24 protein-coding genes and 1 pseudogene are annotated in these 26,080 nt (G+C 71.1%); 11 read left to right on the forward strand and 14 right to left on the reverse strand.

What is annotated here, in order from left to right; all coding sequences use genetic code 11:
• The 4 genes from ABWO84_RS13510 to ABWO84_RS13525 are packed head-to-tail and all read right to left on the reverse strand — an operon-like array spanning position 1 to position 4,571.
• A complete protein-coding gene (locus ABWO84_RS13510; RefSeq protein WP_353115399.1) occupies positions 1 to 1,476 on the reverse strand; it encodes a glycoside hydrolase family 3 protein in 1,476 nt (491 codons plus the stop codon).
• Entirely contained in the window at positions 1,473 to 2,303 is an 831-nt protein-coding gene (locus tag ABWO84_RS13515) for a carbohydrate ABC transporter permease (RefSeq protein WP_353115401.1), read from the reverse strand. The genes ABWO84_RS13510 and ABWO84_RS13515 overlap by 4 nt, the downstream gene beginning before the upstream one ends.
• Complete coding sequence (locus tag ABWO84_RS13520) at positions 2,300 to 3,271, reverse strand: carbohydrate ABC transporter permease (protein WP_502915417.1); 972 nt, start codon at positions 3,269 to 3,271, stop codon at positions 2,300 to 2,302. The genes ABWO84_RS13515 and ABWO84_RS13520 overlap by 4 nt, the downstream gene beginning before the upstream one ends.
• Positions 3,272 to 3,278: 7 nt before the next feature.
• Complete coding sequence (locus ABWO84_RS13525; protein ID WP_353115403.1) at positions 3,279 to 4,571, reverse strand: sugar ABC transporter substrate-binding protein; 1,293 nt, start codon at positions 4,569 to 4,571, stop codon at positions 3,279 to 3,281.
• A gap of 154 nt (positions 4,572 to 4,725) precedes the next feature.
• Between ABWO84_RS13525 and ABWO84_RS13530 the strand changes: the two genes are divergently transcribed.
• The gene (locus ABWO84_RS13530) at positions 4,726 to 6,051 is read left to right on the forward strand and encodes a nicotinate phosphoribosyltransferase (RefSeq protein WP_353115405.1); all 1,326 of its coding nucleotides are present in this window, start codon (positions 4,726 to 4,728) and stop codon (positions 6,049 to 6,051) included.
• A gap of 14 nt (positions 6,052 to 6,065) precedes the next feature.
• On the opposite strand, the gene ABWO84_RS13535 is transcribed toward ABWO84_RS13530, so the two are convergent.
• The 3 genes from ABWO84_RS13535 to ABWO84_RS13545 are packed head-to-tail and all read right to left on the reverse strand — an operon-like array spanning position 6,066 to position 8,835.
• Positions 6,066 to 6,332: a DUF3039 domain-containing protein gene (locus tag ABWO84_RS13535; protein WP_353115407.1), complete on the reverse strand. Its 267-nt coding sequence runs from the start codon at positions 6,330 to 6,332 to the stop codon at positions 6,066 to 6,068.
• Between the two features lie 38 nt (positions 6,333 to 6,370).
• Complete coding sequence (locus ABWO84_RS13540) at positions 6,371 to 7,936, reverse strand: hypothetical protein (RefSeq protein WP_353115409.1); 1,566 nt, start codon at positions 7,934 to 7,936, stop codon at positions 6,371 to 6,373.
• Positions 7,912 to 8,835, reverse strand: a complete 924-nt coding sequence (locus ABWO84_RS13545) for an ABC transporter ATP-binding protein (RefSeq protein ID WP_353115411.1) — start codon at positions 8,833 to 8,835, stop codon at positions 7,912 to 7,914. Before ABWO84_RS13545 ends, ABWO84_RS13540 begins: the two co-directional genes overlap by 25 nt.
• A 193-nt stretch (positions 8,836 to 9,028) precedes the next feature.
• On the opposite strand from ABWO84_RS13545, the gene ABWO84_RS13550 reads away from it, so the two are divergent.
• The 7 genes from ABWO84_RS13550 (at position 9,029) to ABWO84_RS13580 (ending at position 15,449) form a co-directional block, all read left to right on the forward strand.
• Positions 9,029 to 9,823, forward strand: a complete 795-nt coding sequence (locus ABWO84_RS13550) for a hypothetical protein (RefSeq protein WP_353115413.1) — start codon at positions 9,029 to 9,031, stop codon at positions 9,821 to 9,823.
• 192 nt (positions 9,824 to 10,015) lie between these two features.
• On the forward strand, positions 10,016 to 10,708 hold the full coding sequence (locus ABWO84_RS13555; protein ID WP_353115415.1) for a phosphocholine cytidylyltransferase family protein: 693 nt from the start codon (positions 10,016 to 10,018) through the stop codon (positions 10,706 to 10,708).
• Between the two features lie 81 nt (positions 10,709 to 10,789).
• A complete protein-coding gene (locus ABWO84_RS13560) occupies positions 10,790 to 11,725 on the forward strand; it encodes a hypothetical protein (RefSeq protein WP_353115417.1) in 936 nt (311 codons plus the stop codon).
• A 78-nt stretch (positions 11,726 to 11,803) separates the two neighbouring features.
• A complete protein-coding gene (locus tag ABWO84_RS13565; protein WP_353115419.1) occupies positions 11,804 to 12,106 on the forward strand; it encodes a hypothetical protein in 303 nt (100 codons plus the stop codon).
• Positions 12,107 to 12,169: 63 nt separating this feature from the next.
• Positions 12,170 to 13,558, forward strand: a complete 1,389-nt coding sequence (locus ABWO84_RS13570) for a sugar porter family MFS transporter (RefSeq protein WP_353115421.1) — start codon at positions 12,170 to 12,172, stop codon at positions 13,556 to 13,558.
• 71 nt (positions 13,559 to 13,629) lie between these two features.
• Complete coding sequence (locus ABWO84_RS13575) at positions 13,630 to 15,228, forward strand: acyl-CoA carboxylase subunit beta (protein ID WP_353115423.1); 1,599 nt, start codon at positions 13,630 to 13,632, stop codon at positions 15,226 to 15,228.
• A complete protein-coding gene (locus tag ABWO84_RS13580; RefSeq protein ID WP_353115425.1) occupies positions 15,225 to 15,449 on the forward strand; it encodes an acyl-CoA carboxylase subunit epsilon in 225 nt (74 codons plus the stop codon). The genes ABWO84_RS13575 and ABWO84_RS13580 overlap by 4 nt, the downstream gene beginning before the upstream one ends.
• Before the next feature lie 231 nt (positions 15,450 to 15,680).
• On the opposite strand, the gene ABWO84_RS13585 is transcribed toward ABWO84_RS13580, so the two are convergent.
• From ABWO84_RS13585 to ABWO84_RS13600, 4 genes are read right to left on the reverse strand one after another with little or no spacing between them, the layout of a single operon-like run.
• Complete coding sequence (locus ABWO84_RS13585) at positions 15,681 to 16,685, reverse strand: hypothetical protein (protein WP_353115427.1); 1,005 nt, start codon at positions 16,683 to 16,685, stop codon at positions 15,681 to 15,683.
• Entirely contained in the window at positions 16,682 to 17,917 is a 1,236-nt protein-coding gene (locus tag ABWO84_RS13590) for a sensor histidine kinase (protein WP_353115429.1), read from the reverse strand. The genes ABWO84_RS13585 and ABWO84_RS13590 overlap by 4 nt, the downstream gene beginning before the upstream one ends.
• Positions 17,907 to 18,566 carry a response regulator gene (locus ABWO84_RS13595; RefSeq protein ID WP_353115431.1) on the reverse strand — a complete coding sequence of 220 codons (660 nt, stop codon included), beginning with the start codon at positions 18,564 to 18,566 and terminating at the stop codon, positions 17,907 to 17,909. Before ABWO84_RS13595 ends, ABWO84_RS13590 begins: the two co-directional genes overlap by 11 nt.
• 13 nt (positions 18,567 to 18,579) lie before the next feature.
• Positions 18,580 to 19,824 carry a class I SAM-dependent RNA methyltransferase gene (locus tag ABWO84_RS13600; RefSeq protein WP_353115433.1) on the reverse strand — a complete coding sequence of 415 codons (1,245 nt, stop codon included), beginning with the start codon at positions 19,822 to 19,824 and terminating at the stop codon, positions 18,580 to 18,582.
• 30 nt (positions 19,825 to 19,854) lie between these two features.
• Between ABWO84_RS13600 and ABWO84_RS13605 the strand changes: the two genes are divergently transcribed.
• Positions 19,855 to 20,505 carry a Maf family protein gene (locus ABWO84_RS13605; protein WP_353115435.1) on the forward strand — a complete coding sequence of 217 codons (651 nt, stop codon included), beginning with the start codon at positions 19,855 to 19,857 and terminating at the stop codon, positions 20,503 to 20,505.
• Between the two features lie 81 nt (positions 20,506 to 20,586).
• On the forward strand, positions 20,587 to 22,353 hold the full coding sequence (locus ABWO84_RS13610) for an acetyl/propionyl/methylcrotonyl-CoA carboxylase subunit alpha (protein ID WP_353115437.1): 1,767 nt from the start codon (positions 20,587 to 20,589) through the stop codon (positions 22,351 to 22,353).
• Here ABWO84_RS13610 and ABWO84_RS13615 read toward each other — a convergent pair.
• The 3 genes and pseudogenes from ABWO84_RS13615 to ABWO84_RS13625 form a co-directional block, all read right to left on the reverse strand.
• A complete protein-coding gene (locus tag ABWO84_RS13615; RefSeq protein WP_353115439.1) occupies positions 22,340 to 22,576 on the reverse strand; it encodes a hypothetical protein in 237 nt (78 codons plus the stop codon). The two genes, ABWO84_RS13610 and ABWO84_RS13615, sit on opposite strands and share 14 nt — an antisense overlap.
• A gap of 88 nt (positions 22,577 to 22,664) precedes the next feature.
• Positions 22,665 to 23,633: pseudogene (locus ABWO84_RS13620) on the reverse strand (APC family permease); the annotation flags it as partial.
• 96 nt (positions 23,634 to 23,729) lie between these two features.
• Positions 23,730 to 25,169, reverse strand: a complete 1,440-nt coding sequence (locus tag ABWO84_RS13625; RefSeq protein WP_353115441.1) for an NAD(P)H-quinone dehydrogenase — start codon at positions 25,167 to 25,169, stop codon at positions 23,730 to 23,732.
• A gap of 76 nt (positions 25,170 to 25,245) precedes the next feature.
• On the opposite strand from ABWO84_RS13625, the gene ABWO84_RS13630 reads away from it, so the two are divergent.
• Positions 25,246 to 26,079, forward strand: coding sequence for a purine-nucleoside phosphorylase (locus ABWO84_RS13630; protein ID WP_353115443.1), 834 nt, complete (start codon positions 25,246 to 25,248; stop codon positions 26,077 to 26,079).
• Position 26,080 lies beyond the last annotated feature (1 nt).

Consider the following 26,080-nt stretch of genomic DNA (forward strand, 5'->3'; position numbering starts at 1 on the left):
TCAGGCTCCGACGAGCATCCGGCGCGCGATCCGTGCGCCGATGAGGTTGGCGCCTCGCAGGTCGAGGACCATCGCTCCCGGGACGTCCCCGACCGGGAGTCCGGTGTTGACGACGATCGTCTCCGGGGCGCTCTCGCGTACGGCGGCGGCGAGCGCCGACTGCGCCGATCCGTCGAGACGGTCCAGCAGGAGGACTCCGGCGCGCGTCCAGGACCCCGCGGCAGCGGCCGCCGTGTCCGCGGAGGACGGATCCTCCGCGTCGAGCCGGACGACGTCTCCACCGGCGGCGAGCTCGTTCGCGACGTGCGAGGCGGCACTGTCGACGGCGAGGGACGAGCTGCGCCGCGCATCGATCACCGGGGTCGGCCCGTCCGCGATGGAGCGCCGTGCGCCGCGCACCGTGATCGCCCGGCGCACGATGTCCTCGGCGTCGTAGGAGGGCGCGGGAGCGGCGTCGGGAGCCGGCCGGGTCAGCGCCGCGGCGAGCGCGGCGACGCGGGCGGCCGCCTCCTCAACGCGGGCCCGGGACAGCGTTCCGTCGCGCAGGGCGTCGACGATCGCATCGCGCGCGGCGTGGAAGTCGCGCTCGTCCTGGTCCTCGGCCATCGCGGGACCGGGGTTGGTCGGGTTGCCGATGCAGAGCAGGTCGGCGCCCGCGGCGAGGGCCCGCACCGCTCCGCCGCCGATGCCGACCGTCTCGCGGATCGCGGCCATGTCGAGCGCGTCGGTGATGATGACGCCGTCGAAGCCGGACGCCCTGAGGCCGCCCAGCACCACCGGGTTGAGCGTCGCCGGCTCCTCCCCCCACTCCTCCACGCAGATGTGTGCGGTCATCACTGCGCGCACGCCGGCGTCGACGGCCGCCTGGAACGGTGGGAGGTGCGCCGCGGCGATCTGCTCCGCCGTGAGCTCGAGCCGGGGGAGGTCGTGGTGCGAGTCGGTGTGCGTGTCGCCGTGCCCCGGGTAGTGCTTGACGCAGGCGGCCAGGCCGGCCTCCTGGATGCCTCGCACCGCGGCGGCCGTGTGCTCCGCGACGAGTGCGGTCTCGGCCCCGAAAGCCCGGGTGCCGATCACGGGATTTCGGGGATCGGTGTTCACGTCCGCCACCGGACCGAGCACGACGTCGATGCCGAGCACGCCGCAGCGCCGCGCGATCTCGGCGCCGGTCGCCCTGGTCGCCTCGAGGTCGCCGACGGCGCCGAGCTGAGCGGCGCCGGGGACGGTCGACCCTGTCGCCGTCTCGAGCCGGGTGACGCTGCCGCCCTCCTCGTCGATGCCGATGAGCGCACACGGCGAGATCGCGTGGATCCGCTCGCTGAGCGCGGCGACGTCGCCGTGGAGGTTCTGCGCGAAGTAGACGACGCCGGCGAGACCGGAGCGCAGCTCGCGCTCCAGCCACTCCGGCACGTCGATGCCGAGGAACCCCGGCCACACCACGCCGTTGGCCAGGCGGACCAGTTCGTCGTCGGTGCTCATCCCTTCACCGCCCCCGCGACGAGTCCGTCGCTGAGTCTCCGCTGCACCACGACGAAGAAGATCATCACCGGGATGGTGATCAGCGTCGATGCCGCCATGATGTAGCCCCACTCGTTGGAGTGCTCGCCGAAGAACTGCCGGAGACCGATCGACACGGTGTACTGGCCCTTCTCCCCGCCGAGGAGCGTCATAGCGAAGATGAACTCGTTCCAGGCGGTGATGAAGGAGAACACGCTCGTCGCGACGAGGCCGGGCATCACGAGCGGCAGGAGCACGGAGCGGAACATCCGCCACCACGAGGCGCCGTCGATGTAGGCGGCCTCCTCGAGCTCGACGGGGACGGCCGCGACGAATCCGCGCAGCATCCAGATCCCGAACGGGAGCGACAGCGCGATGTAGACGATCGTCAGCCCGATGAGCGTGTTCAGCAGCCCGAGGTTGCGCACCTGGATGAACAGCGGGATGACGAGCGCTTCGAGCGGCACCATCTGCACCACCAGGATCATCAGCAGCATCGAGGTGCGGAGCCGGAACTTGAACCGGGTGACCGCCACCGCGGCGAGCAGGGCGATCAGGGCGCTCGCGAGCACCGTGATGAGGGCGACGATCGCGGAGTTGCGGAGGAACACGTCGAACCCGCCCTGTGTGAGGACGTAGGTGAAGTTGTCCCAGCTGAACTCCTTCGGCAGCAGGTTGCCGCCGCCGCTGGACGCCTTCTTGTCGAAGGAGCTCATCACCATCCAGTACACCGGGAAGAGCGTGAAGAGCAGCAGCGCGACGACCGCGACGGCGACGCCGACGCGCGCCAGGGGCGAGGACTTCCTCATAGCTGGTCCTCCTTGAGCAGGGTCCGGATGTAGACGACGGTGATCCCGAGGAGCACGAGGGTCAGCAGCACGGCGAGCGCGGACCCGAACCCGTACCTGTTCTGCCCGAACGACTCGACGTAAGACCAGACCCCGAGGTTGAGCACGGATCTGTTGGACCCCGCGCCTCCCGGCATCAGGAACACCTGCGTGAAGACCTTGAAGTCCCAGATGGTCGAGAGGATGATCACGACGGAGAACACCGGACGGAGGGTCGGGAAGACGATCTTCCAGAAGCGGCGCCAGGCGCCGGCGCCGTCGATGGCGGCGGCCTCGAGCATCTCCTTCGGCACCCCGAGGAGGCCGGCGAGCACGGTGATCGCCACGAACGGGAAGCCGTGGTGCACGATGTTCAGCAGCACGATCCCGTAGAAGGCCCAGCGGTCGGTGAACCAGTTGACCGGCCCGTCGATGAGGCCCATCGACTGGAGGGCGGCGTTGAAGACGCCGCGGTCGGCGTCGAAGATCCACGTCCACACGTAGGTGCCGGTGACGGCGGGCATCGCCCAGGCGATCATGATCGCGCTGCCGACGACGGTGCGCCAGGCCAGGTTCAGCCGTGCCATCAGCAGAGCGACCAGCGTGCCGAAGGCGACGGTCGCGAACACCGAGACGACGGCGAATCCGACGGTGTTCGGGACGACGACGGTCCACAGCTGCGGGTCGGTGAGCGCCTCGACGTAGTTGTCGATGCCGTTGAAGTTCGTGGTGCCGCGGCGGATCTCGCGCAGACCGTAGTCCTGGAACGACAGCAGCACCACCTGCAGCAGCGGCCACAGCAGCAGCACCCCGAGTACGACGAGGGCCGGGCCGAGGAGCAGCCACGGGCGCACCCGGGTGATCAGCGGCTTCTTCCTGCCGGCCCCGGCCGGGGAGGGGGCGGACCCCTTCCCCGGCGCGGGCGCCGTCACGGGGAGCGTGGAGCTCACGGACGGCCTACTTGGTGTTCAGCAGGTCGGTCATCTCCGCGGCGGCGTCCTTCGACGCGGCGGCGACGTCCTTCTGACCGCTGAGGATCGACTGCATCATCGTGTTGGTCGTCTGCTTGGCCTGCACCGCGCCGAACTTCGGCGTCACCGGCACGGAGGCGCCGCCCTCGACCATCTGCTTGGCGAACGGGGCGATCAGCGGGTCGGTCGATGCGAGTGCGTCTTTCATGAGCGACTCGACCCCCGGGAAGTACCCGGTGGCGTCGGCCCACTCGGAGGCGAACTTGCCGACCGTCATCAGCTTGACGAGCTCCCAGGCGAGCTCGGGCTCCTTCGAGTCCTCGAAGATCGACAGGTGCGAGCCGCCCAGCACGGAGGGCGCGATGCCGCCGTCCTTGCCCGGGATCACCGCGACGCCGATCTTGCCCTTGAGCTCGGGGTTGGCCTCGAGCAGCGACTTCGGGGTCCACGAGCCGGAGATCATCGTTGCGACCTTGCCCTGGGTGAAGGCGTCGCGCACGTCGGTCTCCTTCCACGTGGTCGCACCGGCCGTCGAGAACCCGTGCTTCAGGGCGAGGTCGGTGTAGAAGGTCAGGCCCTCCTGCGACTTCGCGGAGTCGAGCTCGGACTTCCACTTGTCGCCGTCCTTGACGGCGACCTCTCCCCCGGCGCCCCAGACCCAGGGGTACACCTGGAACTCGGCGTTGCCCGGAACGGCGAACGCCGCCATGTCGGGGTGCGCGGCCTTGATCTTCTCGCCGTTCGAGACGATCTCGTCCCACGTGGTCGGCGCCTTGAGGCCGAGCTCCTCGTAGACGTCCGCACGGTAGACGATCGAGCGCACGCCCGCGTACCAGGGCATGCCGTAGAGCTTGCCGTCGTAGGTGCCGGCCTCCTTCAGCCCCTTGACCAGGTCGTCTGCGAGACCCTTCTCCTCGGCCACGTAGTCGTCGAGCGGGACCAGCGCCGCGGCGTCCGCGAACTCGGGCGTCCAGGTGGTGCCGGTCTCGGCGACGTCGGGAGCCGTCCCGCCTGCGATCGCGGTCACGAAGCGGTTGTGGGCGTCCGCCCACTGCACCTCCTCGAACTTCACCTTGGCGCCGGTCTTCTCGGTGAACGCCTTGGAGACGGCGTCGAGATATGCCGAGGAGTCGGGGTTCGTGCCCTGCATGATCCAGGCCGTGATGGTCTTGCCCTTGCCGTCCGGCGCACCGGCGGGCTTGTCTCCGGCCGAGCAGCCGGCGAGCGCCAGTGCGGCGACGGCTCCCAGCGCGATGGTCGACGTGACGCGAATCTTCATGTGAGTCCCTGTCCCTGATCCTCGTTGAACACAGCGGCGGGTCGTTCCCGCATCTGTAAGTAGTATTCACAAATTAGACGGGCAATGCAAAAGACTTTCACGGCTCCCTCCGCGCTCCCGGTCTGGACACCAGGGCGCTCACTATGCTGAGCCCATGACCTCGTCGACGGCGCTCTACACCGACCGCTACGAACTGACCATGATGGCCGCGGCGCTGCGCGACGGGACGGCCTTCCGTCCCTCCGTGTTCGAGCTGTTCTCCCGCCGGCTGTCCGGAGGTCGCCGCTTCGGCGTGGTCGGCGGCACCGGCCGCCTCCTCACCCTCCTGCGGGACTTCCGCTTCGGCGACGACGAGCTGCGCCACCTGCGCGACGGACGGGTGGTGGACGCCGAGACGCTGAAGCACCTCGCGGACTACCGGTTCACCGGCACGATCCGCGGCTACCGCGAGGGCGAGCTGTACTTCCCTGGTTCGCCCCTCCTCACCGTCGAGGGGACCTTCGCCGACGCGGTCGTGCTCGAGACGATCGCGCTCAGCGTGCTCAACCACGACTCCGCGGTCGCGACCGCCGCGTCACGGATGAGCATCGCCGCCGGCGAGCGCCCGCTCGCGGAGATGGGCTCGCGCCGAGCCGCGGAGGAGTCCGCGATCGCCGCGGCCCGCGCGGCGTTCATCGCCGGTTTCGGCGCGACGAGCAACCTCGAAGCGGGGCGACGCTGGGGCATCCCGACGATGGGCACCGCGGCGCACTCCTGGACGCTCCTGCACGACGACGAGGAGTCCGCGTTCCGTTCGCAGATCGAGGCACTCGGCACCGACACCACGCTCCTCGTCGACACCTACGACATTCGCACCGGCGTCGAGACGGCGATCCGGGTCGCGGGGACAGGGCTGGGAGGCGTACGCATCGACTCCGGCGACCTGCCGATCGTCGCCGCCGAGGTCCGGGCGCAGCTCGACGAGCTCGGCGCGACGGGCACCAGGATCACCGTGACGAGCGACCTCGACGAGTATGCGATCGCCGCGCTGGCCGCCTCCCCGGTCGACTCCTACGGCGTCGGGACCTCGGTGGTGACCGGATCCGGCTACCCCACGGCCAGCATGGTCTACAAGCTGGTCGCCCGCCAGGACTCCTCCGGCGCGTGGATCCCGGTCGCGAAGGCCTCGGCGGACAAGGCGTCGAAGGGTGGTCGGAAGGCGGCCTTCCGCTCCCTCGAGCACGGCACGGCCGTCGCCGAGACGATCGCCGTCTCGGCGGGGTTCGATGAGCTGGACATGCCCTCGGAGCACCCGGACGCCCGCCCGCTGCAGGTGGTCCTGGTCGACAACGGCGACATCGACGCCTCCTACGAGGGCGTCGAAGGCACGGCGGCGGCGCGGGCGCACCACCTCCGCGTGCGCGAGGAGCTCCCGGTGCGGGCGCTGGCGCTCAGCAAGTCGGACCCCGCCATCCCGACGGTCTTCGTCGACGCCAGCTGAGAGGCGGGCCGGCCTCAGGCCGTCATCGACTCGTAGATCTCCTTGCAGGTCGGGCAGATCGGGAACTTCTCCGGGTCGCGCCCGGGAGTCCACTTCTTCCCGCACAGGGCGCGCACCGGTTTTCCGGTGAGCGCCGATTCGAGGATCTTCTCCTTCTTCACGTAGTGGGAGAAGCGCTCGTGGTCGCCGGGCTCGAGGTTCTCCTCGCGGAGGAGCTCTTCGAGTTCGCGATCAAGCGTTGCCACGCCGCCCTGATCGGGGCTGTCCAGCGGAGTACTCATGCCGTGAGTCTAGCCGCGTGGACCGCCCCGGGGGCTGGTCAGGTGGTCTCCGCGAACTCCATCAGGCGTTCCCCGCTGCGCTCGAAGATGCGGCCGCCCACGACGGCGCCGGCGGCCAGCGCGAGCACGCCGATCACGATCCCGGTCCAGAACGCGACCGGGCCGTAGCCGTTCCCGCCGAGGATCGTCAGCACGAGGAGCCAGACGGCCGGCACGCTGAGCACGAGTGCCCCGAGGAACGTCAGCGCCGGCCCGAAGGAGCCGTACGAGGAGGAGCGCTGCGGTTGCTGGAACGGGCTGTCCCCGGGACGCGACACCGCGTAGGGGGCGATCACCGAGGCGATCGACGACATGCCGAGCGCGGAGAGGAAGAGACAGGCGACGACCCCGGTGAAGGGCATCAGCAGGGACCAGTCGGAGATCGCCGCGAGGGTGACGGACACGGCGACGGCGAGCAGCGGCACCGCGATCAGGGTGATCGGGACCAGGCGCCCGAGACGGTCGGGCACGCCGCGCAGGCCGCTGGCGATGTGCACCCAGACGGCCGTCGAGTCGTAGGCCACGTCGTTGTGCGGCAGCCAGCCGAGGAAGAGCGCGATCACGGGGGCGGGCACGAGAGCGGCGATCGGCATCGGCACTCCGGCGACGATGAGCGGGAGCACAGTGAGCGCACCGGCGATCGGCACGACGATGACGTTGACGATGTAACGCCGATCGCGCAGCCAGTACACCAGGCTCCGCGACGCCACCGCGCCGAAGGCGCTCGACGGCAGCACCGCGAACCACCCGAGACCCGCCCTCTCGCGGGAGGCGACGGGCCGCTCGGTGGTGGTGAGCAGCCGGCGCACGAGCGCACGCCACAGGAACGCGGCCCCGATCGCGGTGAGGCCGCCCACGACGCCGCTCAGCCAGGCGCCGGCGGCATCGCCCTGCGCCATGGCGAACACCAGGCCCTGCGCGGCGCCGAACGGACTCGAGCCGATGATCGCGGCCGCGGTGGCCACGGCGGAGGGGACGGCGCCCTCCCAGTTCAGCGAGGCGAAGTACACCGCCACGGGGAAGGCGACCACGATGACCGCGAGCGCGAAGAGCGCGGTCAGCTCGCGGGAACGGCGCTCCGGCAGCAGCATCGTGCTGACCGCCATCCCGATGCGGGAGGCGACGATCGTCACCGCGACGCCGACGAGGGTCGCGAGCACCGCGAGCGGCCAGGGGGTGCCGAACCCGATCGCGACGATCGCGACGCACGTGCCGACCGCGATCAGGGCGGCGCTGGGCACGCTGAGCACCGCGGCGAGCGCGAGCACCCACGGCATCCTCTTCTCGTCCACGCCGAACACGGCGAAGCGCCGCGGGTCGAGCTGGTCGACGGTGCCGACCAGCATCGGACCGACGAGGAACGCCAGGAACACGGCCGCGCCGCCGAGGACGATGACCGAGCGGGCGGTCTCGAGCGGGGCGTCGGACAGGCTCAGCACCGCAGCGCACGCGGCGCCGGTGACGACGACCGCCGCGAGCAGGCCGAGGATCACCCGCAGCGGCCGCGCGCCCCGGAGGGCGCCGACGAGCAGCGCGAGCCTCAGTCGGAGAACGTGTGCAACCACTCGAGCCCCTCCACCTCGCCGCCGGAGCCGGAGAGCTCGACGAAACGCGCTTCCAGGGACTGCCCGGCGCGGACGTCGTCGACCGTGCCCTCGGCCAGGACCTCTCCCCCGACGATGATCGCGACCCGGGTGCACACTCGTTCCACGAGGTCCATGCCGTGGCTGGACAGCACCACGGTGCCGCCGTGGGCGACGTAGCTGCGGAGGATGTCGAGGATCACGCCGGAGGACACCGGATCGACCGATTCGAAGGGCTCGTCGAGCACGAGCACGCGGGGCGAGTGGATCATCGCCCCGGCGAGCATGACCTTCTTCGTCATGCCGGCCGAGTAGTCGGAGACGACCCGGCTGAGCGCATCGGTGAGGTCGAAGGCGCGCGCCAGATCGGCGGTGCGCTTCTCGATCACCGCGGAGTCGAGGCCGCGGAGCAGCCCGTAGTAGTAGAGGAGCTGACGCCCGGTCAGCCGGTCGAACGTGCGCAGCCGATCGGGCAGTACGCCCATCATCCGCTTCGCGCCGAGGGGGTCGGCACGCTGATCGACGCCGCCGATCACGATGCTGCCCGCATCGGGGCGCAGCAGGCCGGCGACCATCGAGAGCGTGGTGGTCTTGCCGGCGCCGTTGGGACCGACGATCCCGTAGAAGATCCCGGACGGGACCACCAGGTCGATGCCGTCGACCGCGGCCAGATCGCCGAAGTGCTTGACCAGTCCGCTGATGACGATCGCCGCGTCAGCCGACGCCGCAGGAGTCTCCGATGCGACCGGCTCCTCGCCCGCCGCCGCGACGTCGCCGGGCTCCGGCTGCTCCTCCGCGATGTCCTGCACCGGCGCTTCCGGGGCGGATTCGTCCGCACGCGCGTCGTCCTGCGCCTGGACCTCCGAGGTCCCTTCCTCCACGATCGCCTCCTCCCCGGCGGACGCCTCCGCCTCGAGGGGGGACGGCGCAGCGGACTCCGCAGCCGCGGATTCCCTGCTCGTATTCTGGGGCACGGCGACCTCGGGCGCATCACCCGGAATCGCGGTCTCTTCCGGAGCGTCAGAACCGGCCTCGACGTCGGACGCCTTCGCGGCCCCGGCCTTCGGGCGGGCGGTGCGCGCCGACGCGGTGCCGGCGGCCGCCGTCTTCCTCGCGACCGGCTTCCGGGGGGTCGTCTTCCGCGGCGCCGCCTTCTTCGCCGGAGCCTCCGCCGCCTCGGACGGCGCCTCTTCGGAGGCGCGCTTCTGCGCGGCCTCCGCGGCCGCCGCCTTCGCGGCGGCGGTGCGGCGGGACGCGGCCTGCGAGGCCTTCGTCGTCGTCTCCGCCTTGGCCGCGGCGGTTCGTGCCGCCGCCGTCTTCGCGGCGGAGGTGCGGGCCGACGCCGAGGCGGACGCCGCCCGTCCCGCCGCCGTCTTCGCCTCGGCGGATGCCGCCGCCGCAGACTTCGCCGCCGCGGTCCTGGCCGCCGCGGTCTTCGCGGCGCCCGTCCGGGCGGAGGCCGTCTTCGCCGCGGTCGTCTTCGCTGCTGCGGAGGACTTCGCTTCCCCGGCCTTCGCGGACACCGCGGAAACGTCCTCCTCGGGGGCCGTCTTCGCCGCAGCGCTCTTGGCCGCTGCGCCAGTCGTCGTCGCCGCCTTCTTCGCCGCGGCGCTCTTCGCCGGTGCGCCCTTGGCGGCAGAGCTCTTCGCCGTCGTGCTCTTCGCCGTCGCCCTCGGCTTCGCGGCGGCGGGCTTCTCCGCCGACGCCGCTGCGCTCTTCGCGGTGGACGCCGGTCGCCTCGCCGGCGCCTTGCGCGCCGCCGGCCTCGGCTCGGCCCGGGCCGCGTCCTCCGGAGTCGCGTCGGTTTCGGAGCGGTCGGCGGAATCGGGAGGAGCAGTCACACCCGCTACGGTATCAATGCCACTGTGAGGTTCCCGGGGTGTGTCGCGATCCCACCCCGGAAGTCACCACTTCCTGAACGTTCGGTGTGTACTGCATCACGAAACGACAACGGCCGAGCTCTCGCCTGCAGACTCCCAGACGCCTTCGCTACCATGATCCCGGCACGAAGAAGTGTCCCGTCGATGAATCGACAGTGAACACACATTCTTAGGAGCTTTCGTGACTCTTCAGACCGTCATCCTCGCGGCCGGCATGGGCTCGCGGTTGGGCCGGGCCCTCCCCAAGCCTCTCACCGAGCTGAGCGACGGCCGCACCATCATGGGCCAGCAGCACGACAACATCCGCGCCGTGTTCGGCGACGACGCCCGCATCACGACCGTGGTCGGCTACCGCGCCGAGACGATCGTCGAGGCCTTCCCCCGCGCGAACTACGTGCACAACGAGCGCTACGACGTGACCAACACCTCGAAGAGCCTCCTGCGCGCCCTGGGCGCCACCGGCCGCGGCGGCGTGCTGTGGATGAACGGCGACGTCGTGTTCGACCCGCGCATCCTCGGCCGCGCGATCGAGTTCATCGAGCGCGACCAGTCGTTCGTCACCGTCAACACCTCCAAGGTGAGCGATGAAGAGGTGAAGTACACGGTCACCGCCGAGGGCTACATCAAGGAGCTCTCCAAGGTGGTCAAGGGCGGTCTCGGCGAGGCCGTCGGCATCAACTACATCTCCTCCTCGCAGAAGAAGGCGTTCATGCGCCAGCTGCAGCGCGTCGAGGACCAGGACTACTTCGAGCGCGGCCTCGAGCTGGCGATCGCCGAGGACGGCCTGCTGCTCGAGCCGATGGACGTCTCCGACCTCTACGCGGTCGAGATCGACTTCGCCGAGGACCTGGAGCGCGCGAACCTCTTCGTCTGACCAGACCTTCCGAGAGCCCGGGCCCGCGCACGCGGCCGGGCTCTCGGCATTCTCGCGGCGGCGTCTCCCTAGGATCGCCTCATGCGCGAGAAGGTGCACAGGATCCACTCCCTCCCGGAGGACGCGCCGTGGGACTCCCCGGTGCCGCCGACGGGCTCGTCGGAGCACCCGCTCATGGTGCGCGGACTCGACCGCGTGCTCGCGGTGCAGCGTCCTCTCGTGGTCGCGCACATCCGCAGCATCCGTCTCCGCAACCCGCGCGCCACGCCCGCCGAGATCGTGCGCATGCTTGAGATGCGCTACCTCGCGGCCGTCACGGCAGGCGGTGCGGCCGTCGGCGCCACCGCCGTCGTGCCGGGCATCGGGACGGGGATGACCCTCGCGCTCTCCGGCATCGAGACGGTCGGCTTCATCGAGTCGACCGCTCTCTTCGCGCAGTCCGTCGCGGAGGTGCACGGGATCCCGGTGGAGAACCCGGACAGGGCCCGCGCTCTCGTGATGACGCTGATGCTCGGCAAGGAGGGCGTCGACCTCGTCGCCCAGCTCGCCGGCCAGGCCGCCGGACGGGGCGCATCGCGTTCGACCTACTGGGGCGAGATGGTGACGAAGTCCCTCCCCCGTGCGGCCATGGGTCCGCTCGTGGACCGGCTGAAGAGCATGTTCATCCGGCAGTTCGCCGGACGGGGCGGCGCCTCGTTCCTGGGCAAGGCGCTCCCCTTCGGCATCGGGGCCGCGGTGGGCGGCGCCGGCAACCACCTGCTCGGACGTCGCGTGCTGACGACCTCGCGGAAGGCCTTCGGCGCGGCGCCGGCCGTCCTGCCCGCCGAGCTCGAGCCGGTGCCGGGCTCGCAGCGGCTCGAGGCCCGGATGCTCCGCGGAGCCCAGCGGGTCGGCAACGCCGTGGCGGGCGCCGCGGGAACCGCCGTGCGCGGAGCGTCGCTCGCCGGACGGCGCGCCGGTTCGGCGCTGCGTCGGCGCGCCGAGTTGCCCGACTCCCCGTCCCCCGCCGACGAATGATCCGTTGATCTCCCCAAGCCCGTGATCGGCGGGCGAGATCGGCCCCGGATCGTCCGTGCCGGTTCCTACGGTGGCCCCATGGCCCCGCACTTCCCGTCCGACGTCTGGCTCCCCGCCGCATACCGGGTTCCGTGGCGCGTCGACCGGAACGATCGCACGCACCCTCGGATCGTCAACGCAGGAGACGAGCCGGTCGATTTCGTGCGAGCGGTCAGCGACATCCCGGGGAAGGGCGTCTCGACCGAGCTCTGGGGCCGGGTGCTGCCGGCGGAGCACGTGGAGCTGTGCCTGTGCGACGGCGGCGTCGAAGACGTCGTCGTGACCCTGGCCTGGTTCCGTCAGCACGACGGACTCGAGTACGTCTGGCGGTTCGTGGCATGAACGCGGCCGGGTGTACGGTCGGATACGCTCCCGCGCCGGGCGCCATGGACGGAAGGCACTGAGATGCACGCCCTCACCGAGAATCCGAAGCTCACGAGGCTCGCCCTGCTCGTGGGCATCGCCGCGGCGACGGTCGGGATCATCTACGGCTACGACTCGTCGAACATCGGCGGCGCGCTGATCTATCTGACCGATGACTTCCACCTGGACGCCGCGGGCCAGGGGCTCGTGACGACGACGGTGGTGGTCGGCGAGATCCTCGGCGCCCTCTTCGGTGGCGCGCTCGCCAATCGCATCGGCCGGAAGCCCACCATGGTCGCCGTCGCGGCGACCTTCACGATCTTCTCGCTCCTCAGCGGCGTCGCCCCCGGCCTGGAGTTCCTCATCGTCGCGAGGTTCCTCCTGGGGCTGACGATCGGCGTCTCGGTCGTCGTCGTCCCGGTGTTCGTCGCCGAGTCCGCTCCGGCGCGCTCCCGGGGGGCGTTCCTGGTGCTCTACCAGGTGGCCACCGTCACCGGGATCGTGCTCGGCTACCTCATCGCGATGGGCCTGGCCCCCACCCACAGCTGGCGCTGGATGCTGGGGCTCGCCGCGATCCCCGGCATCGTCATCACCCTTCTGCTCCTGAGGCTCCCCGACACCGCCCGCTGGTACGTCATGAAGGGACGCACCGCGGAGGCGCGCTCCGCGCTCTCCCGCATCGAAGGCGACGGCGTCGACGTCGACGCCGAGATCGAGACGATCACCGCAGGCTTCGCGACCGCGCACACGTCCGGCTGGCTGGACCTCCTGCGCAAGCCGTACCTCCGGGCGACGGTCTTCGTGATCGGCCTCGGCTTCTTCGTGCAGATCACCGGCATCAACGCGATCGTCTACTACAGCCCCAGCATCTTCAAGGCGATGGGCTACGCCGACGACGTCACCCAGCTCGGCCTCTCCGCACTCGTGCAGGCGGCCGGCCTCGTCGCGGTGTTCATCGCCCTCGCCGTCATCGACCGGATGGGCCGGCGTCCCGTGCTGCTCATCGGCATCGGCACGATGATCGCGGCCAACGCACTGCTCGTCGGGGTGTTCGCCGCCGGCGGCGGGAAGTTCACCGGCGCGCTGACGGTGCTCGGCTTCATCGGACTGATGCTGTTCACCGCGGGCTTCACGTTCGGCTTCGGCTCCCTCGTCTGGGTCTACGCCGGAGAGGCGATGCCCGCGCACCTCCGCTCCCTCGGCGCGAGCGTCATGCTCACCTCCGACCTCGTCGCCAACGTCATCGTGGGAGCGTTCTTCCCCGTGCTGCTCAAGGCCGCGGGAGGTGCGGGCACGTTTGCGATCTTCGGCGTCGTCGCCGTGCTCGCCTTCGGCTTCGTGTCCTGGCTGGCCCCGGAGACCAAGGGGCGGCCGCTCGAGGACATCGGCACGTTCTGGGAGAACGGCGGCCGCTGGATGCCCCGGCACTGAGCGAACCGGCCAAAGGATCCCGCCAGCCGTTGTGGCGAGCATCCAACGGCCGAGCGCACCCCGGCGCTAGGGTGGAATCCGTGACGGACACGCCTGACCTCTCGACGACAGCTGCCAAGATCGCGGACCTCCGGGCCCGCTACACCGAGGCCGTCGTCGACGCCGAGAAGAACGCCCAGGAGAAGCAGCACGCCAAGGGCAAGATGACCGCCCGCGAGCGCATCGAGCTGCTCGTCGATCCGGGCAGCTTCGTCGAGTTCGACGAGTACGTGCGGCATCGCACGACCGCCTTCGGCATGGACCGCAACCGCCCCTACGGCGACTCCGTCGTCACGGGCATCGGCACGATCCACGGCCGCACCGTCGCCGTGTACTCGCAGGACTTCACCACGTTCGGCGGCTCGCTCGGAGAGGTCTCCGGCGACAAGATCATCAAGATCATGGAGTTCGCGCTCACCAGCGGGATGCCCGTCATCGGCATCCTCGACTCCGGCGGCGCCCGTATCCAGGAGGGCGTGCTCGCGCTCAGCAAGTACGGCGAGATCTTCCGCCTGAACACCCGCTCCTCCGGCGTGATCCCCCAGATCTCGATCATCATGGGCCCGGCCGCGGGCGGTGCCGTGTACGGACCGGCGCTCACCGACTTCGTCATCATGGTCGACAAGACCAGCCAGATGTTCGTCACCGGCCCCGACGTCATCAAGACCGTCACCGGCGAGGACGTGGGCATGGAGGAGCTCGGCGGCGCGTACACGCACAACACGCGCTCCGGCGTCGCGCACTACCTGGCCGCGGACGAGGACGACGCGATCGACTACGCGCGCACCCTGCTCGGCTTCCTGCCCGACAACAACATGGCCGAGATCCCCGGCTACGAGTCCTCCTTCGAGTTCGAAACGACCGACTCCGATCGCGTGCTGAACACGATCATCCCGGACTCCCCCAACCAGCCCTACGACATCCACACCGTCATCGAGCACGTCGTCGACGACGGCGACTTCCTCGAAGTGCAGCCGCTGTTCGCACCGAACATCGTGATCGGCTTCGGACGCGTCGAAGGGCGCTCGGTCGGCATCATCGCCAACCAGCCCTCCCAGATGGCGGGCACGCTGAACATCGAGGCCGGCGAGAAGGCGAGCCGCTTCGTGCGCTTCTGCGACTCCTTCTCCATCCCGATCGTCACCCTCGTCGACGTGCCCGGCTACCTCCCCGGCACCGATCAGGAGTGGACCGGCGTCATCCGCCGCGGCGCGAAGCTCATCTACGCCTATGCGGAGGCCACCGTGCCGCTCGTCACGGTGATCCTGCGCAAGGCCTACGGCGGCGCCTACATCGTGATGGGCTCGAAGCAGCTCGGCGCCGATGTGAACCTCGCCTGGCCCACCGCGGAGATCGCCGTGATGGGCGGGCAGGGCGCGGTGAACATCCTCTACCGCGGCGAGATCAAGCGCGCCGAGGAGGCCGGCGAGGACGTCGCTGCCGTGCGCACCCGCCTCGCCAACGAGTACACCTACAGCGTGACATCGCCCTTCCTCGCCGCCGAGCGCGGTGAGATCGACGGCATCATCGAGCCCGCGAACACCCGCGTGTCGATCGCGAAGGCGCTCCGCGCCCTCCGCGGCAAGCGCTCCGAGCTGCCGCCCAAGAAGCACGGGAACATCCCGCTGTGACCGGGGAGCAGCAGCCGGAGCAGCCCCTCCTCGACGTGGTCCGCGGAGCGCCCACCGAGGAGGAGCTCGCCGCGCTCATCGCCGTGGTCACGGACGCCTACGCCCGGGAGGCGGCCGGCGCGGTGGTGCGGGAAGAGCGCGTGTCGGCGTGGACACGCACACAGCGGCCCCTGCGCGCTCCGCTGCGCCGCGACATCCCCTGGGGACGCTTCTCGGGCTGATCGCCGGCCCGGATCCTTGTCCCCCGAAATACCTACAGACAGATCTCTTGCAGCCCGCGAGACTTGTACCAACGCTTCGCGTTCGACGGTCCTTTCTGTCCCAGGGTAGGCAGGCATGAGATCGTCCCCCATGCGGACAGTTTTCGGGTAACTCGTCCGCGCGGCGAGGGGCGGGCGGCTTCGCCGCCCCTCGCCTCTCTCAGTCCTACCCCGGTCCGCCGTCGGAGTGGCTCAAGGGTCCTCGCGCGGGATCTCGTGCCAGAGATCGACGTCGTCCTCATCGCGGGTGCGCCCCGATCCGGCCCGCCCCACGACGGTCACCGCGATCCGGTCGTCGCGCCGGGCCCGGATGATGACCCGGTCGGACCGGGCTCCGGAGATCACCTCGGCGAGCTCGTCGCGGATCCTTCCCGTGCGGGCGTCATCGATGCCGTCGAGCCCGCCCTCGTCGAAGACGGTCACGGCGATCCCGCGACGCCGGGCGTCGGTGATCGCCTCGCGCACCGCGTCGTTGAGCAGGCTCTCGCCGCGCAACTCGTCCCGGAGCCGCCCCTCGGCCAGCGTCGCCTGCGTGCGTTCCTCGTCGTCGAGCTCGCCGTGCGCCGCCACGGTGCGACTCAGCAGAGGCCCGGCGACCGCGAGCGCCAACTGCACCCGCATCCGGCGCTCGCGCTGCCGGACCTGCTGGGTCGCATGCCAGGCGGTGACGGCCTGCTGGATGTCGACGAGCCGCTCCGTGTCGTGCACCGCGCGATCCCAGAACAGAACCAGCAGCTGCGCGACCACGACCCAGGTGATCGAGCCGACGAGCCCGAGCTCGAACCCGCTGCCGACCCCCATGAACACGCAGGTCTCAGCCGTCAGCAGCACGAGGATCAGCCACCCGACGAGATAGCGGCGGCGTACGATGCACACCACCGCGAGCAGTCCGACGGCGCCCACGTACCAGGTCGCGAACGGCGCGTACAGGTCGTCCGCGTCGAGGGCCCCGCTCGCCAGCGCGGGCACCGCGACCGCGATGACGGTCACCAGCACGCCGCACCACAGGGGCATCCTGACGCTCTGCGCGGTGCCGGCGAGGACGGCGGTGAGCATCGCGGAGAGATACAGCGCGATCGCCGCGACGAGCAGCAGCGGGGCGGAGGGCTGCACCGTCCACCAGATCGCGCGGGCGGCGAAGTACACCGCGAAGCCCAGCGCGAGGGCGGTCGCCATGCTGCGCACCGTGAGCTTCATTCGTCCTCCCAGCGCAGCCGGACGACGGTGCCGTCCGCGCCCGTGTCGATCTCCGCCGAGCCGGCGATGGCGGCCATCCGCGCGATGATCGAGGCGCGGATGCCGAGACGGTCCTCGGCGATCGCCGCCGGGTCGAAGCCCGGCCCGGTGTCCGACACGATGATCTCGAGGCGATCACCGGGCGCGGCGTCCACGACGACGTGCAGGCCGCGTCCGGCGGCGTGGGACATCGCGTTGCCAATCGCCTGACGAGCCGCCAGCACGATCGCCCTCGCGACCTTCCCCGGCACCGGGAGCCCCTCGCCGCGCTCTTCGACCACGGCGTCCGCGCCCTGCTCGGAGAGCGTGCGGCGGAGCTCGGCGATGACGAGGGCGATCTCGACCGGCTCGTCGCTGCCCTCCTGCGCGACCGACATCTCCGTGTTCGCCAGTCGTGTGAGCGCCTCGCGGGCCATCACCACCGCGAGGTCCCGCTCCCTCTCGCTGTCGGCGCGGGCCGCGGCGATGAGCGCGGCCAGCACGCTGTCGTGCATGAGCGCGGCGAGGGCCACGCGCTCCTCCTCCGTCGCGGAGGCGGCGGCCGCCTCCGCGTACTTGGCGACCGTCCTGTCGCGGGCCTCGTCGACGCCCGCGGCGACCGAGCGGAACATCCACGCCAGTGAGACCAGCACCATCCCGAGGATCAATGTGAAGGAGACGTCGAACGCGGTGGTGATCCAGAACTCCTGCGAGAAGCCGCCCTGCACGAGCCGGACGTACCCGTAGGCGAGCGGGAGTCCCGCGGCCCAGGCGAACTGCAGCGGCACGGGGAAGGCGAACACGGCGGCGACGACGCCGACGTTGACGAGGTAGAAGACCCAGGGCTGCTGCGCCGCGACGTGCGCGCTCGGGATCACGACGACAGGCCAGAGCAGCAGCGCGATCGCGTAGCAGACCGCGAAGGCGCCGCAGGCGACCCGCACGAAAGCGCCCGTGACGCAGGCGACCAGCATCATCACCAGCGGGAGGAACACGATCACGAGCATCGCGATGTGCGGGGCGTCCACGCGCTGCATCCTGCTCAGGGCGTTGAGGAGCGCTTGCAGCCCCAGCGCGGCGGCCCCGATCGCGATCACGATGGCGAGGATGCGCTCCATCCGGCGCCCCGTGAAGCGCTCGTATCCCACGTCCACGGCACCCGGTGAGGGGACGCGGCGCCACGCCTCCCGGATGTCGTGCGCGTCAACCGCCACTCGGCGTCCCGTCCGGCGCCACGATGCCGTCCTCCATCGCCCGCCGCAGCAGATCCACCTTGGTCGGCGCCGGTCGCCCGACCTCGACGTACTTCACGCGGATGCGGGTGATGTTCTCCTTCGCCGTGGAGTACGCGACGCCCAGCCGCTCCGCCACGACCTTCAGCGGCAGGCCCGCCGCGTAGAGGCGCAGCACCTCCCTCTCGCGAGAGGAGAGCTGCGCATCGGCGAACTCGCGGTCGCCGTCGACCGCGCTGGCCCACTCCACGTTGTTGAGCGCCTCGCCCCGGGCGACGGTCGCGATCGCGTCGAGCACGTCGTCGAGGGCCGAGGACTTGCTCACGACGCCCGCCGCGCCGGCGACCAGGGCCTCCCGCACCGCGGCGGGACGATCGGCCACGCTGTGGATCACCACGCTCGCGCCGTCGGCGACGAGGGTGGCGACGTTCTCGGTCACCGTCGTCCCGTCGCCGAGCGTCAGATCGAGCACCACGACGTCGACCGGGCTCGCGCCCGCGTCGGAGCGCCAGCGCAGATAGTCCTTCACGGTGCCGCCGGAGAACACGACCTGCTGGCCGTCGCGCAGGCAGGCGGCCTCCAGGCCGAGGCGGACGGACTCGTGATCGTCGATGAAGGCGACCGTGCTCATGAGGTCAGCCTACTCAGCGCCCGCGGCCGGGCGGGAGGAGCAGGGCCACGGTCTCGAAGTGATGGGAGTGCGGGAACAGGTCGAACGCGCGCAGCTCCGCGGCCTCCCACCCGAGCCGGCGGAAGGTCCCGAGATCGCGGGCGAGCGCGACCGGGTCGCAGGCGACGTACACCACGGCCTCGGGCTCGAGCGCGTGGATGCCCTCGACCACCTCACGGCCCGCGCCGGCGCGCGGCGGGTCGAGCACCACGGCGCCCGTCCCCGCACCGCTCGGCCGGGAGGAGAGGAATCGGTCGACCCGTGCGGTGACGGCGGTGACGTCGAGCGGGGCGAGGTTCTCGCGCGCATGCGCGGTCGCCCGCGCATCCGACTCGACCGTCACGATGTCCTCCGCGCCGAGGGTCGCGAGCGTCGAGGAGAAGAGCCCCACTCCGCCGTAGAGGTCGAAGTGGGTGGACTCGGGGTCGATCCGGCCGTCGAGCAGGCTCCGCACCGCGGCGTCGAGCGTGGTCGCCGCCTGCGGGTGCACCTGCCAGAAGCCGTCCGCGTCGAGACGGAAGTCCCGATCCCCCACGCGTTCGAGGATCGTCTCGGCGCGGGGGCGCCGGGGCGGCCGGGCCCCGCGACGCTGCTTCGAGGGACGCTCCGGGTGACGGAGCACGCGGGCCTCCCCGTCGGCGGGCTCCACGAACGAGACCCGTCCCGGTTCGGCGCCCCGGAGCCCCGCCGCCGCCGCTGCGAGCACGGGGCGGGCGAGCGGAAGCGTCTCCACGTCGATCACGCGATGGCTGCGCCCGGCGAACGGCCCCACCCGGCCGTCGGCGTCGACGTGCAGCGACATCCGTGTGCGCCATCCGGTGCCGTCGCCGTCGTCGACGCCCGCCACGACCGGAGCGGAGAGGCCGCCTCCGGCGAACTTGTCCAGCGCCTCCTGCAGCACGCGCTGCGTGAGCTCCCGCTGATGCGCGAGCGCGATGTGTCCCAGATCCGCACCGCCCACCCGGACCTCCGGCGGGCGGGAGATGTCGGCCTCGGGCCAGATGTGCGGTCGACGGTGCGGCGACGCCTCCACCACCTCGACGGCGTCCGCCCGCCAGAACGACGACTTCGAGGCATCCGTCACGATCGCGCGGACCCGCTCGCCCGGGATCGCATCCGCGACGAACACGACCCGGCCGTCATGTCGCGCGATCGCCGTGCCGCCGTGCGCGAAGCCGGTGATGTCGAGTTCGATCGGTTCACCCGCGGAGGAAGTCATCCTCCGATGATCCCAGATAGCGTTGTGCCCATGCGCGTTCTGCTGGCTTCGACGAGCCCCGCCCGGTTGATGCTCCTCCGACAGGCAGGGATCGAACCCGAGACCCTGGCCCCCGCGGTGGACGAGGACGCGGTCGCCGCGGACGCCGAGCGCGGCGGCCCCCTCCGCCCCGAGGAGCTCGTCCTGCTCCTCGGCCGGGCGAAGGCCGCCGACGTGGTGGGCCGGATCGCCGGAGAGGATCCGGACTTCGACGGCATCGTCATCGGTGGCGACTCGATGTTCGCCCTCGACGGGCGCGTCTACGGCAAGCCGCATACGCCCGAGGAGGCCCGCAGACGCTGGCACGGAATGCGCGGCCGCACCGGCGTGCTGCACTCCGGGCACGCCGTCTGGCGGGTGCGCCCCGGCGCCGCCCCGGTCGAGGCGACCGCGGTCGCCGCGGCGTCGGTGTCCTTCGCCGCCGACGTCACCGATCAGGAGATCGACGCCTACGTCGCGACCGGAGAGCCGCTGTTCGTCGCCGGCGCCTTCACCGTGGACAGCCTCGGCGGGCCGTTCATCACGCGGGTGGAGGGCGATCCGTCCACCGTGGTCGGGATGTCCCTCTCGACCCTCCGGCGACTCGCCGCAGAACTGGGCGTGACCTGGACGGACCTCTGGAACCGCACCTCCGCGGCGTGAGAGACATTCCGACACGATCCACTGTTTTTCTTGTGGAGAGTCGTCAAAGCGATCGAGCCCGCACTCGCTAGGCTGGCAGTCATGCCTGATATCGCCAAGGTGCTCATCGCCAACCGCGGCGAGATCGCCGTACGCATCATCCGCGCCGCCCGGGACTCCGGGATCTCCTCCGTCGCCGTCTACGCCGACCAGGACAGGGACGCGCTCCACGCCCGGCTCGCCGATGAGGCCTACGCCCTCGGCGGGGCGACCAGCGCGGACACCTACCTGCAGATCGACAAGATCCTCTCCGTGGCTCGCCGGGCCGGCGCCGACGCGGTGCACCCGGGCTACGGCTTCCTCGCCGAGAACGCCGAGTTCGCCCGCGCCGTCATCGGCGCGGGGATGATCTGGGTCGGTCCCTCCCCGGAGGCGATCGAGGCTCTCGGCGACAAGGTGACCGCACGCCACGTCGCGGAGAAGGTCGGCGCGCCGCTCGCCCCGGGGACCCCCGGTCCCGTCGACTCCGCCGACGAGGTGATCGCCTTCGCCGAGGAGCACGGTCTGCCGATCGCGATCAAGGCCGCCTACGGCGGCGGCGGACGAGGCCTCAAGGTCGCCCGTGAGCTCGGCGAGGTCGCCGAGCTGTTCGAGTCGGCCACCCGGGAGGCGGTCGCCGCCTTCGGACGTGGCGAGTGCTTCGTGGAGAAGTACCTCGACAAGCCGCGCCATGTGGAGACCCAGTGCCTCGCCGACGCGGCGGGCAACGTGGTCGTCATCTCGACCCGCGACTGCTCGCTCCAGCGGCGGCACCAGAAGCTCGTCGAGGAGGCCCCGGCGCCGTTCCTCACCGAGGAGCAGAACCGCGCGCTCTACGACGCCTCGAAGGCGATCCTCCGCGAGGTCGGCTACGTGGGCGCCGGCACCTGCGAGTTCCTGATCGGCGCCGACGGCACGGTCTCGTTCCTCGAGGTCAACACCCGCCTGCAGGTCGAGCACCCGGTGTCCGAAGAGGTCACCGGGATCGACCTCGTGCGCGAGCAGTTCCGCATCGCCGCCGGTGGGACCATCGACTACGACGACCCGGCTCCGCAGGGGCACTCGATCGAGTTCCGCATCAACGGCGAGGACCCCGGACGGGGATTCCTCCCCCAGCCCGGCCCGATCCACGTCTTCAAGACGTTCGGCGGCCCCGGCACCCGCCTCGACTCCGGCGTCACCGCCGGTGATGAGGTCTCCGGCGCGTTCGACTCGCTGCTCGCGAAGATCATCATCACCGGCCGCGACCGCGCCGAGGCGCTCGAGCGCGCACGCCGGGCCCTCGACGAGTTCGAGGTCGCCGGGCTGCCCACCGTGCTGCCGTTCCACCGCAAGGTGGTGCGCGACCCCGCGTTCACCGCGGAGGACGGTGTGTTCCGTGTCTTCACACGCTGGATCGAGACCGAGTTCGTGAACGACATCCCCGCGTGGGACGGCGAGCTCGAGGCCCCGTCCGCCGCCGCGTCCCGCCACACGGTCGTCGTCGAGGTGAGCGGCAAGCGGCTCGAGGTCAGCCTTCCCGATCGCGTGGCGGTCGCCGCGGGCACCGCCGGCCGTCCGGCCGCCGTCCCGCCGTCGCGCCGCAGCCACGCCACCACCGCCAACTCCGGCGCATCCGGCGACGCCGTCAAGTCGCCGATGCAGGCGACGGTCGTCAAGATCGCCGTCGAAGAGGGGCAGCAGGTCGTCAAGGGCGACCTGGTCGTCGTGCTCGAGGCCATGAAGATGGAGCAGCCGCTGCAGGCGCACAAAGACGGCGTCGTCGGCAACATCAACGCCGACGCCGGCGCCACGGTCTCCGCCGGGCACCAGCTGCTCACGATCTCCTGACGCCCTCCCCGCCGCGGATCCGGCGCGACGCCCCTCCGAGGAGGAGGACGCCCGCGGCGATCCCGGCGGGCACCAGCAGGTGCCATCCGGCGAACGGGACCGTGACGAGCAGCAGCGCCGCGGACAGCAGCGCGAGCATCCGCAGACGTCCGCGGAACAGCCGCACCGCGGCCCCGACACCGAGCAGATAGGTCGCCAGCACGAGCACCGAGGGTACGAACACGATGTCGTCGGCGCCCCCCGCCGAACACGGCCACGGCGAGCAGGCCCCCTGTGCCGATGCCGCCCACGGTCAGCAACGAGATCACCGGCGTCCCCCGCCCCGACCGGCGCGCGAGCGCCGCAGGCGCCCAACCGTCGCGCCCGAGCGCTGCGCCGAGCCGGGAGACGGACGCGGCGAAGGCATTGGTCGTGCCGAGGCAGATGATCACCGCGGCGACCGCCATCACCCCGGCCGCCGAGACACCCAGCCCGCGCTCGACGATGAGCCCCGGCGATATCCGATCGTCGCCCGTCGATCCGTACGCGCCGGTGCCGACCACCGCGACGGCGACACCGAGGGAGAGCACGGTGACCACCAGGACGGTCAGCAGGGTCGCGCGGGGCAGGGTGCGACGGACGTCGCGGAACTCCGCAGACAGATGCGCGATCGCCTCCCAGCCCGCGAACGCGAAGAACAGCACGATCACGGCGCGACCGATCCCGGAGACGCCGTGGGGCGCGAACGGAGCGAACCGCGCGAGCTCGATCTGCGGCACGGCGACGACGATCACGGTGAGGAGGAGGACCGCGACGCCGATGGCGAGGCCGATCTGCATCCGCGCCCCGACCCTCGCGCCCGCGAGGTTCGCGGCGATGGCGAGCGCCAGCACGACGACGGCCACCGCGGGAGCCGCCCGCTGATCCCATCCCAGCGCGGCGGCGACGTAGTATCCGGCGGTCAGGGGGACGATCACCTGCCCCACCGAGCCCGCGATGAAATACCACCACCCCGCGATGCCGCCGGCGCGAGCGCCGAAAGCCTTCGCCGCGAAGGTGGCCACGCCGCCGGCGTCCGGATACCGGGAGGCCAGCGCCGCGAAGGTAAAGGCGAGCGGCACCCCGAGGAGGGCGCTGAACCCCCAGGCCACGAGCGACGCGGGGCCGGCCAGGGAGGCGGCCTGCCCCGGGAGCACGAGCACTCCCGCCCCGAGGATCGCGCACACGTAGAGGGCGACGCCCTGTGCCACCCCGATGGACTGCGGAGGCGCGTCGAGTCCCGGGGCGGCGCGCATCGTCATCCCCCTATGAGACCCGACCGCCGTTCGGGGCGGCCAGTGGCAGGATCGACAGCGATCGGAGGATTCCCGCCAATCGCGCGGAGCGGATCCACTTGGTCAGGAGATGTTCACGAGGTGCATCGCGCGGCTGGCGTCGGTGATGCTCGACGACAGCGACGGGTACGCGGCGAACACGCGGGACACCTGGTCGACCGACAGGCGCCGCTCGACGGCGACCGCGATCGGGTAGATGAGCTCGGAGGCCTTCGGCGCGACGATCACGCCGCCGATCACCGTCCCGGATCCCTTGCGCGCGATGAGCTTCACGAAGCCGTCGCGGATGCCCATCATCTTCGCGCGAGGATTGGCGGCGAGGGGCAGCTTGTAGACGATGCCCTCGGCGGCCCCCTCCTTCACGTCCTTCTCGGAGTATCCGACCGTCGCGATCTCCGGCGCGGTGAAGATGTTCGCGGTGATCTTGCGCTGCTCGAGCGGGATCACGATGTCGCCCAGGGCGTGGAACACCGCTGTGCGCCCCTGCATCGACGCGACAGAGGCCAGCGGGAAGAAGTTCGTGCAGTCGCCGACCGCGTAGATGTTCGACACGGAGGTCCGCGCGACGCGGTTCACCCGGATATGCCCCGACTCGGTGAGCTCGACGCCCGCCTCCTCGAGACCGATGCCGGCGGTGTTCGGGATCGACCCCACCGCCATGAGACAGTGGCTGCCCTCCACGGTGCGCCCGTCCGAGAGCGTGACGACCACGCCGTCCTTGGTCTTCTCGACCTTGTCCGCGCGCGACTTCGACAGCACCTGCATCCCGCCGCGCTTGAAGACCTTCTCGAGCACGTGCGCGGCGTCCTCGTCCTCGCCCGGGAGCACCTGGTCGCGGCTGGACACCAGGGTCACCTTCGCACCGAGGTTCATGTACGCGGAGGCGAACTCCGCTCCGGTCACGCCGGACCCCACCACGATGAGGTGCTCGGGGAGCGCCTTCATGTCGTACAGCTGGGTCCAGGTGAGGATGCGCTTGCCGTCCGGCTTCGCGGAGTCCAGCTCACGGGGCGCGGCGCCCACGGCGACCACCAGGGTGTCCGCCTCGATGCGATCGAAGTCGGTGCCGCCGGGCGAGGTCGACACGACGATCGCGTTGGACCCCTCGATACGGCCATGACCGGAGAGGATCTTCACCCCCGCGTCGAGCAGCGTGGTGCGCATGTCCTCGGACTGCTGACCGGCCAGGGCCATCAGCCGCTTGTTCACGGCGGCGAGGTTGATCGCGATCTCCGGCTTCAGCGGGGTGCCCGCCGCCCCCTTCGCGTAGAACTGGACGCCGAGGTCCGAGGCCTCGGAGATCGCGACCGCGGCGTCCGCCGTCGCGATGAGGCTCTTCGAGGGGACCACGTCGGTGAGCACGGCGGAGCCGCCCACCCCCGTCCTCTCGACCAGGGTCACCTCGGCTCCGAGCTGTGCGGCGGCGAGCGCCGCCTCATAGCCACCGGGGCCGCCGCCGAGCACGGCGACGCTCTGCCTGTTCGCGAAGGGGGTCTGCGCCATGCCTCCATTCTTCCGTACCCGCGGGGGTGCCCGCATCGCACGAGACAGCGGGGCCGCACCGCCATAGAGTGGTCTCATGTCAGACACCTTCACCAACCCCCTCGACGATCCGAGCGCCCGGCCGCTCGACGTGGCCGCGGAGGCGGCGGCGGACATCGCGCGACTGAGCGGGGTCGACCATCACGACATCGCCCTCACGCTCGGCTCGGGCTGGGGCAAGGCCGCAGAGCTGATCGGCGAGACCGTCGCGACCATCCCCGCGACCGAGGTGACCGGATTCTCCCGGCCCGCGCTCGAGGGGCACGTCGGCACGCTGCGCAGCATCCGCACCCCCGGGGGCAGGAACGTGCTCGTGATCGGTGCGAGGACGCACTACTACGAGGGTCACGGCGTGCGCCGAGTCGTCCACTCCGTCCGCACCGCCGCCGCCACCGGAGCGAAGATCATGGTGCTCACGAACGGCGCCGGCGGCGTGCGCGAGACGTGGAGCCCCGGGCAGCCGGTCCTCATCAGCGACCACATCAACCTCACCGCCGACTCGCCCCTCGAGGGCGCGACCTTCATCGACCTCACCGACCTGTATTCCTCGCGGCTACGCGACGTGGCACGGGGCATCGACCCGACGCTCGACGAGGGCGTCTACACGCAGTTCCGCGGACCGCACTACGAGACGCCGGCCGAGGTACAGATGGCCAAGCGCATCGGCGGCGACATCGTGGGCATGTCGACCGCACTGGAGGCCATCGCGGCGCGTGAGGCGGGCATGGAGATCCTCGGGTTCTCACTCATCACCAACCTCGCCGCGGGCATCCAGCAGACCCCGCTGAGCCACGCCGAGGTGATCGAGGCGGGACAGGCCGCGGAGCCAGTGATCTCCGCCCTGCTCGCGAAGGTGATCGAGGCGCTGTGAG

Origin of the sequence: Microbacterium sp. (assembly GCF_040394595.1) — a bacterium.
In the GTDB taxonomy this organism is placed as follows: domain Bacteria; phylum Actinomycetota; class Actinomycetes; order Actinomycetales; family Microbacteriaceae; genus Microbacterium.

What these genes read in the sequence shown, in the direction of transcription:
- ABWO84_RS13560 (WP_353115417.1), top strand. Translation starts at nt 10,790, where the DNA reads ATGCGCGAGAAGGTGCACAGGATCCACTCCCTCCCGGAGGACGCGCCG.
- ABWO84_RS13585 (WP_353115427.1), bottom strand. Translation starts at nt 16,685, where the DNA reads ATGAAGCTCACGGTGCGCAGCATGGCGACCGCCCTCGCGCTGGGCTTC.
- ABWO84_RS13515 (WP_353115401.1), bottom strand. Translation starts at nt 2,303, where the DNA reads ATGAGGAAGTCCTCGCCCCTGGCGCGCGTCGGCGTCGCCGTCGCGGTC.
- ABWO84_RS13565 (WP_353115419.1), top strand. Translation starts at nt 11,804, where the DNA reads ATGGCCCCGCACTTCCCGTCCGACGTCTGGCTCCCCGCCGCATACCGG.
- ABWO84_RS13510 (WP_353115399.1), bottom strand. Translation starts at nt 1,476, where the DNA reads ATGAGCACCGACGACGAACTGGTCCGCCTGGCCAACGGCGTGGTGTGG.
- ABWO84_RS13600 (WP_353115433.1), bottom strand. Translation starts at nt 19,824, where the DNA reads ATGACTTCCTCCGCGGGTGAACCGATCGAACTCGACATCACCGGCTTC.
- ABWO84_RS13595 (WP_353115431.1), bottom strand. Translation starts at nt 18,566, where the DNA reads ATGAGCACGGTCGCCTTCATCGACGATCACGAGTCCGTCCGCCTCGGC.
- ABWO84_RS13610 (WP_353115437.1), top strand. Translation starts at nt 20,587, where the DNA reads ATGCCTGATATCGCCAAGGTGCTCATCGCCAACCGCGGCGAGATCGCC.
- ABWO84_RS13570 (WP_353115421.1), top strand. Translation starts at nt 12,170, where the DNA reads ATGCACGCCCTCACCGAGAATCCGAAGCTCACGAGGCTCGCCCTGCTC.
- ABWO84_RS13535 (WP_353115407.1), bottom strand. Translation starts at nt 6,332, where the DNA reads ATGAGTACTCCGCTGGACAGCCCCGATCAGGGCGGCGTGGCAACGCTT.
- ABWO84_RS13630 (WP_353115443.1), top strand. Translation starts at nt 25,246, where the DNA reads ATGTCAGACACCTTCACCAACCCCCTCGACGATCCGAGCGCCCGGCCG.
- ABWO84_RS13605 (WP_353115435.1), top strand. Translation starts at nt 19,855, where the DNA reads ATGCGCGTTCTGCTGGCTTCGACGAGCCCCGCCCGGTTGATGCTCCTC.
- ABWO84_RS13625 (WP_353115441.1), bottom strand. Translation starts at nt 25,169, where the DNA reads ATGGCGCAGACCCCCTTCGCGAACAGGCAGAGCGTCGCCGTGCTCGGC.
- ABWO84_RS13525 (WP_353115403.1), bottom strand. Translation starts at nt 4,571, where the DNA reads ATGAAGATTCGCGTCACGTCGACCATCGCGCTGGGAGCCGTCGCCGCA.
- ABWO84_RS13530 (WP_353115405.1), top strand. Translation starts at nt 4,726, where the DNA reads ATGACCTCGTCGACGGCGCTCTACACCGACCGCTACGAACTGACCATG.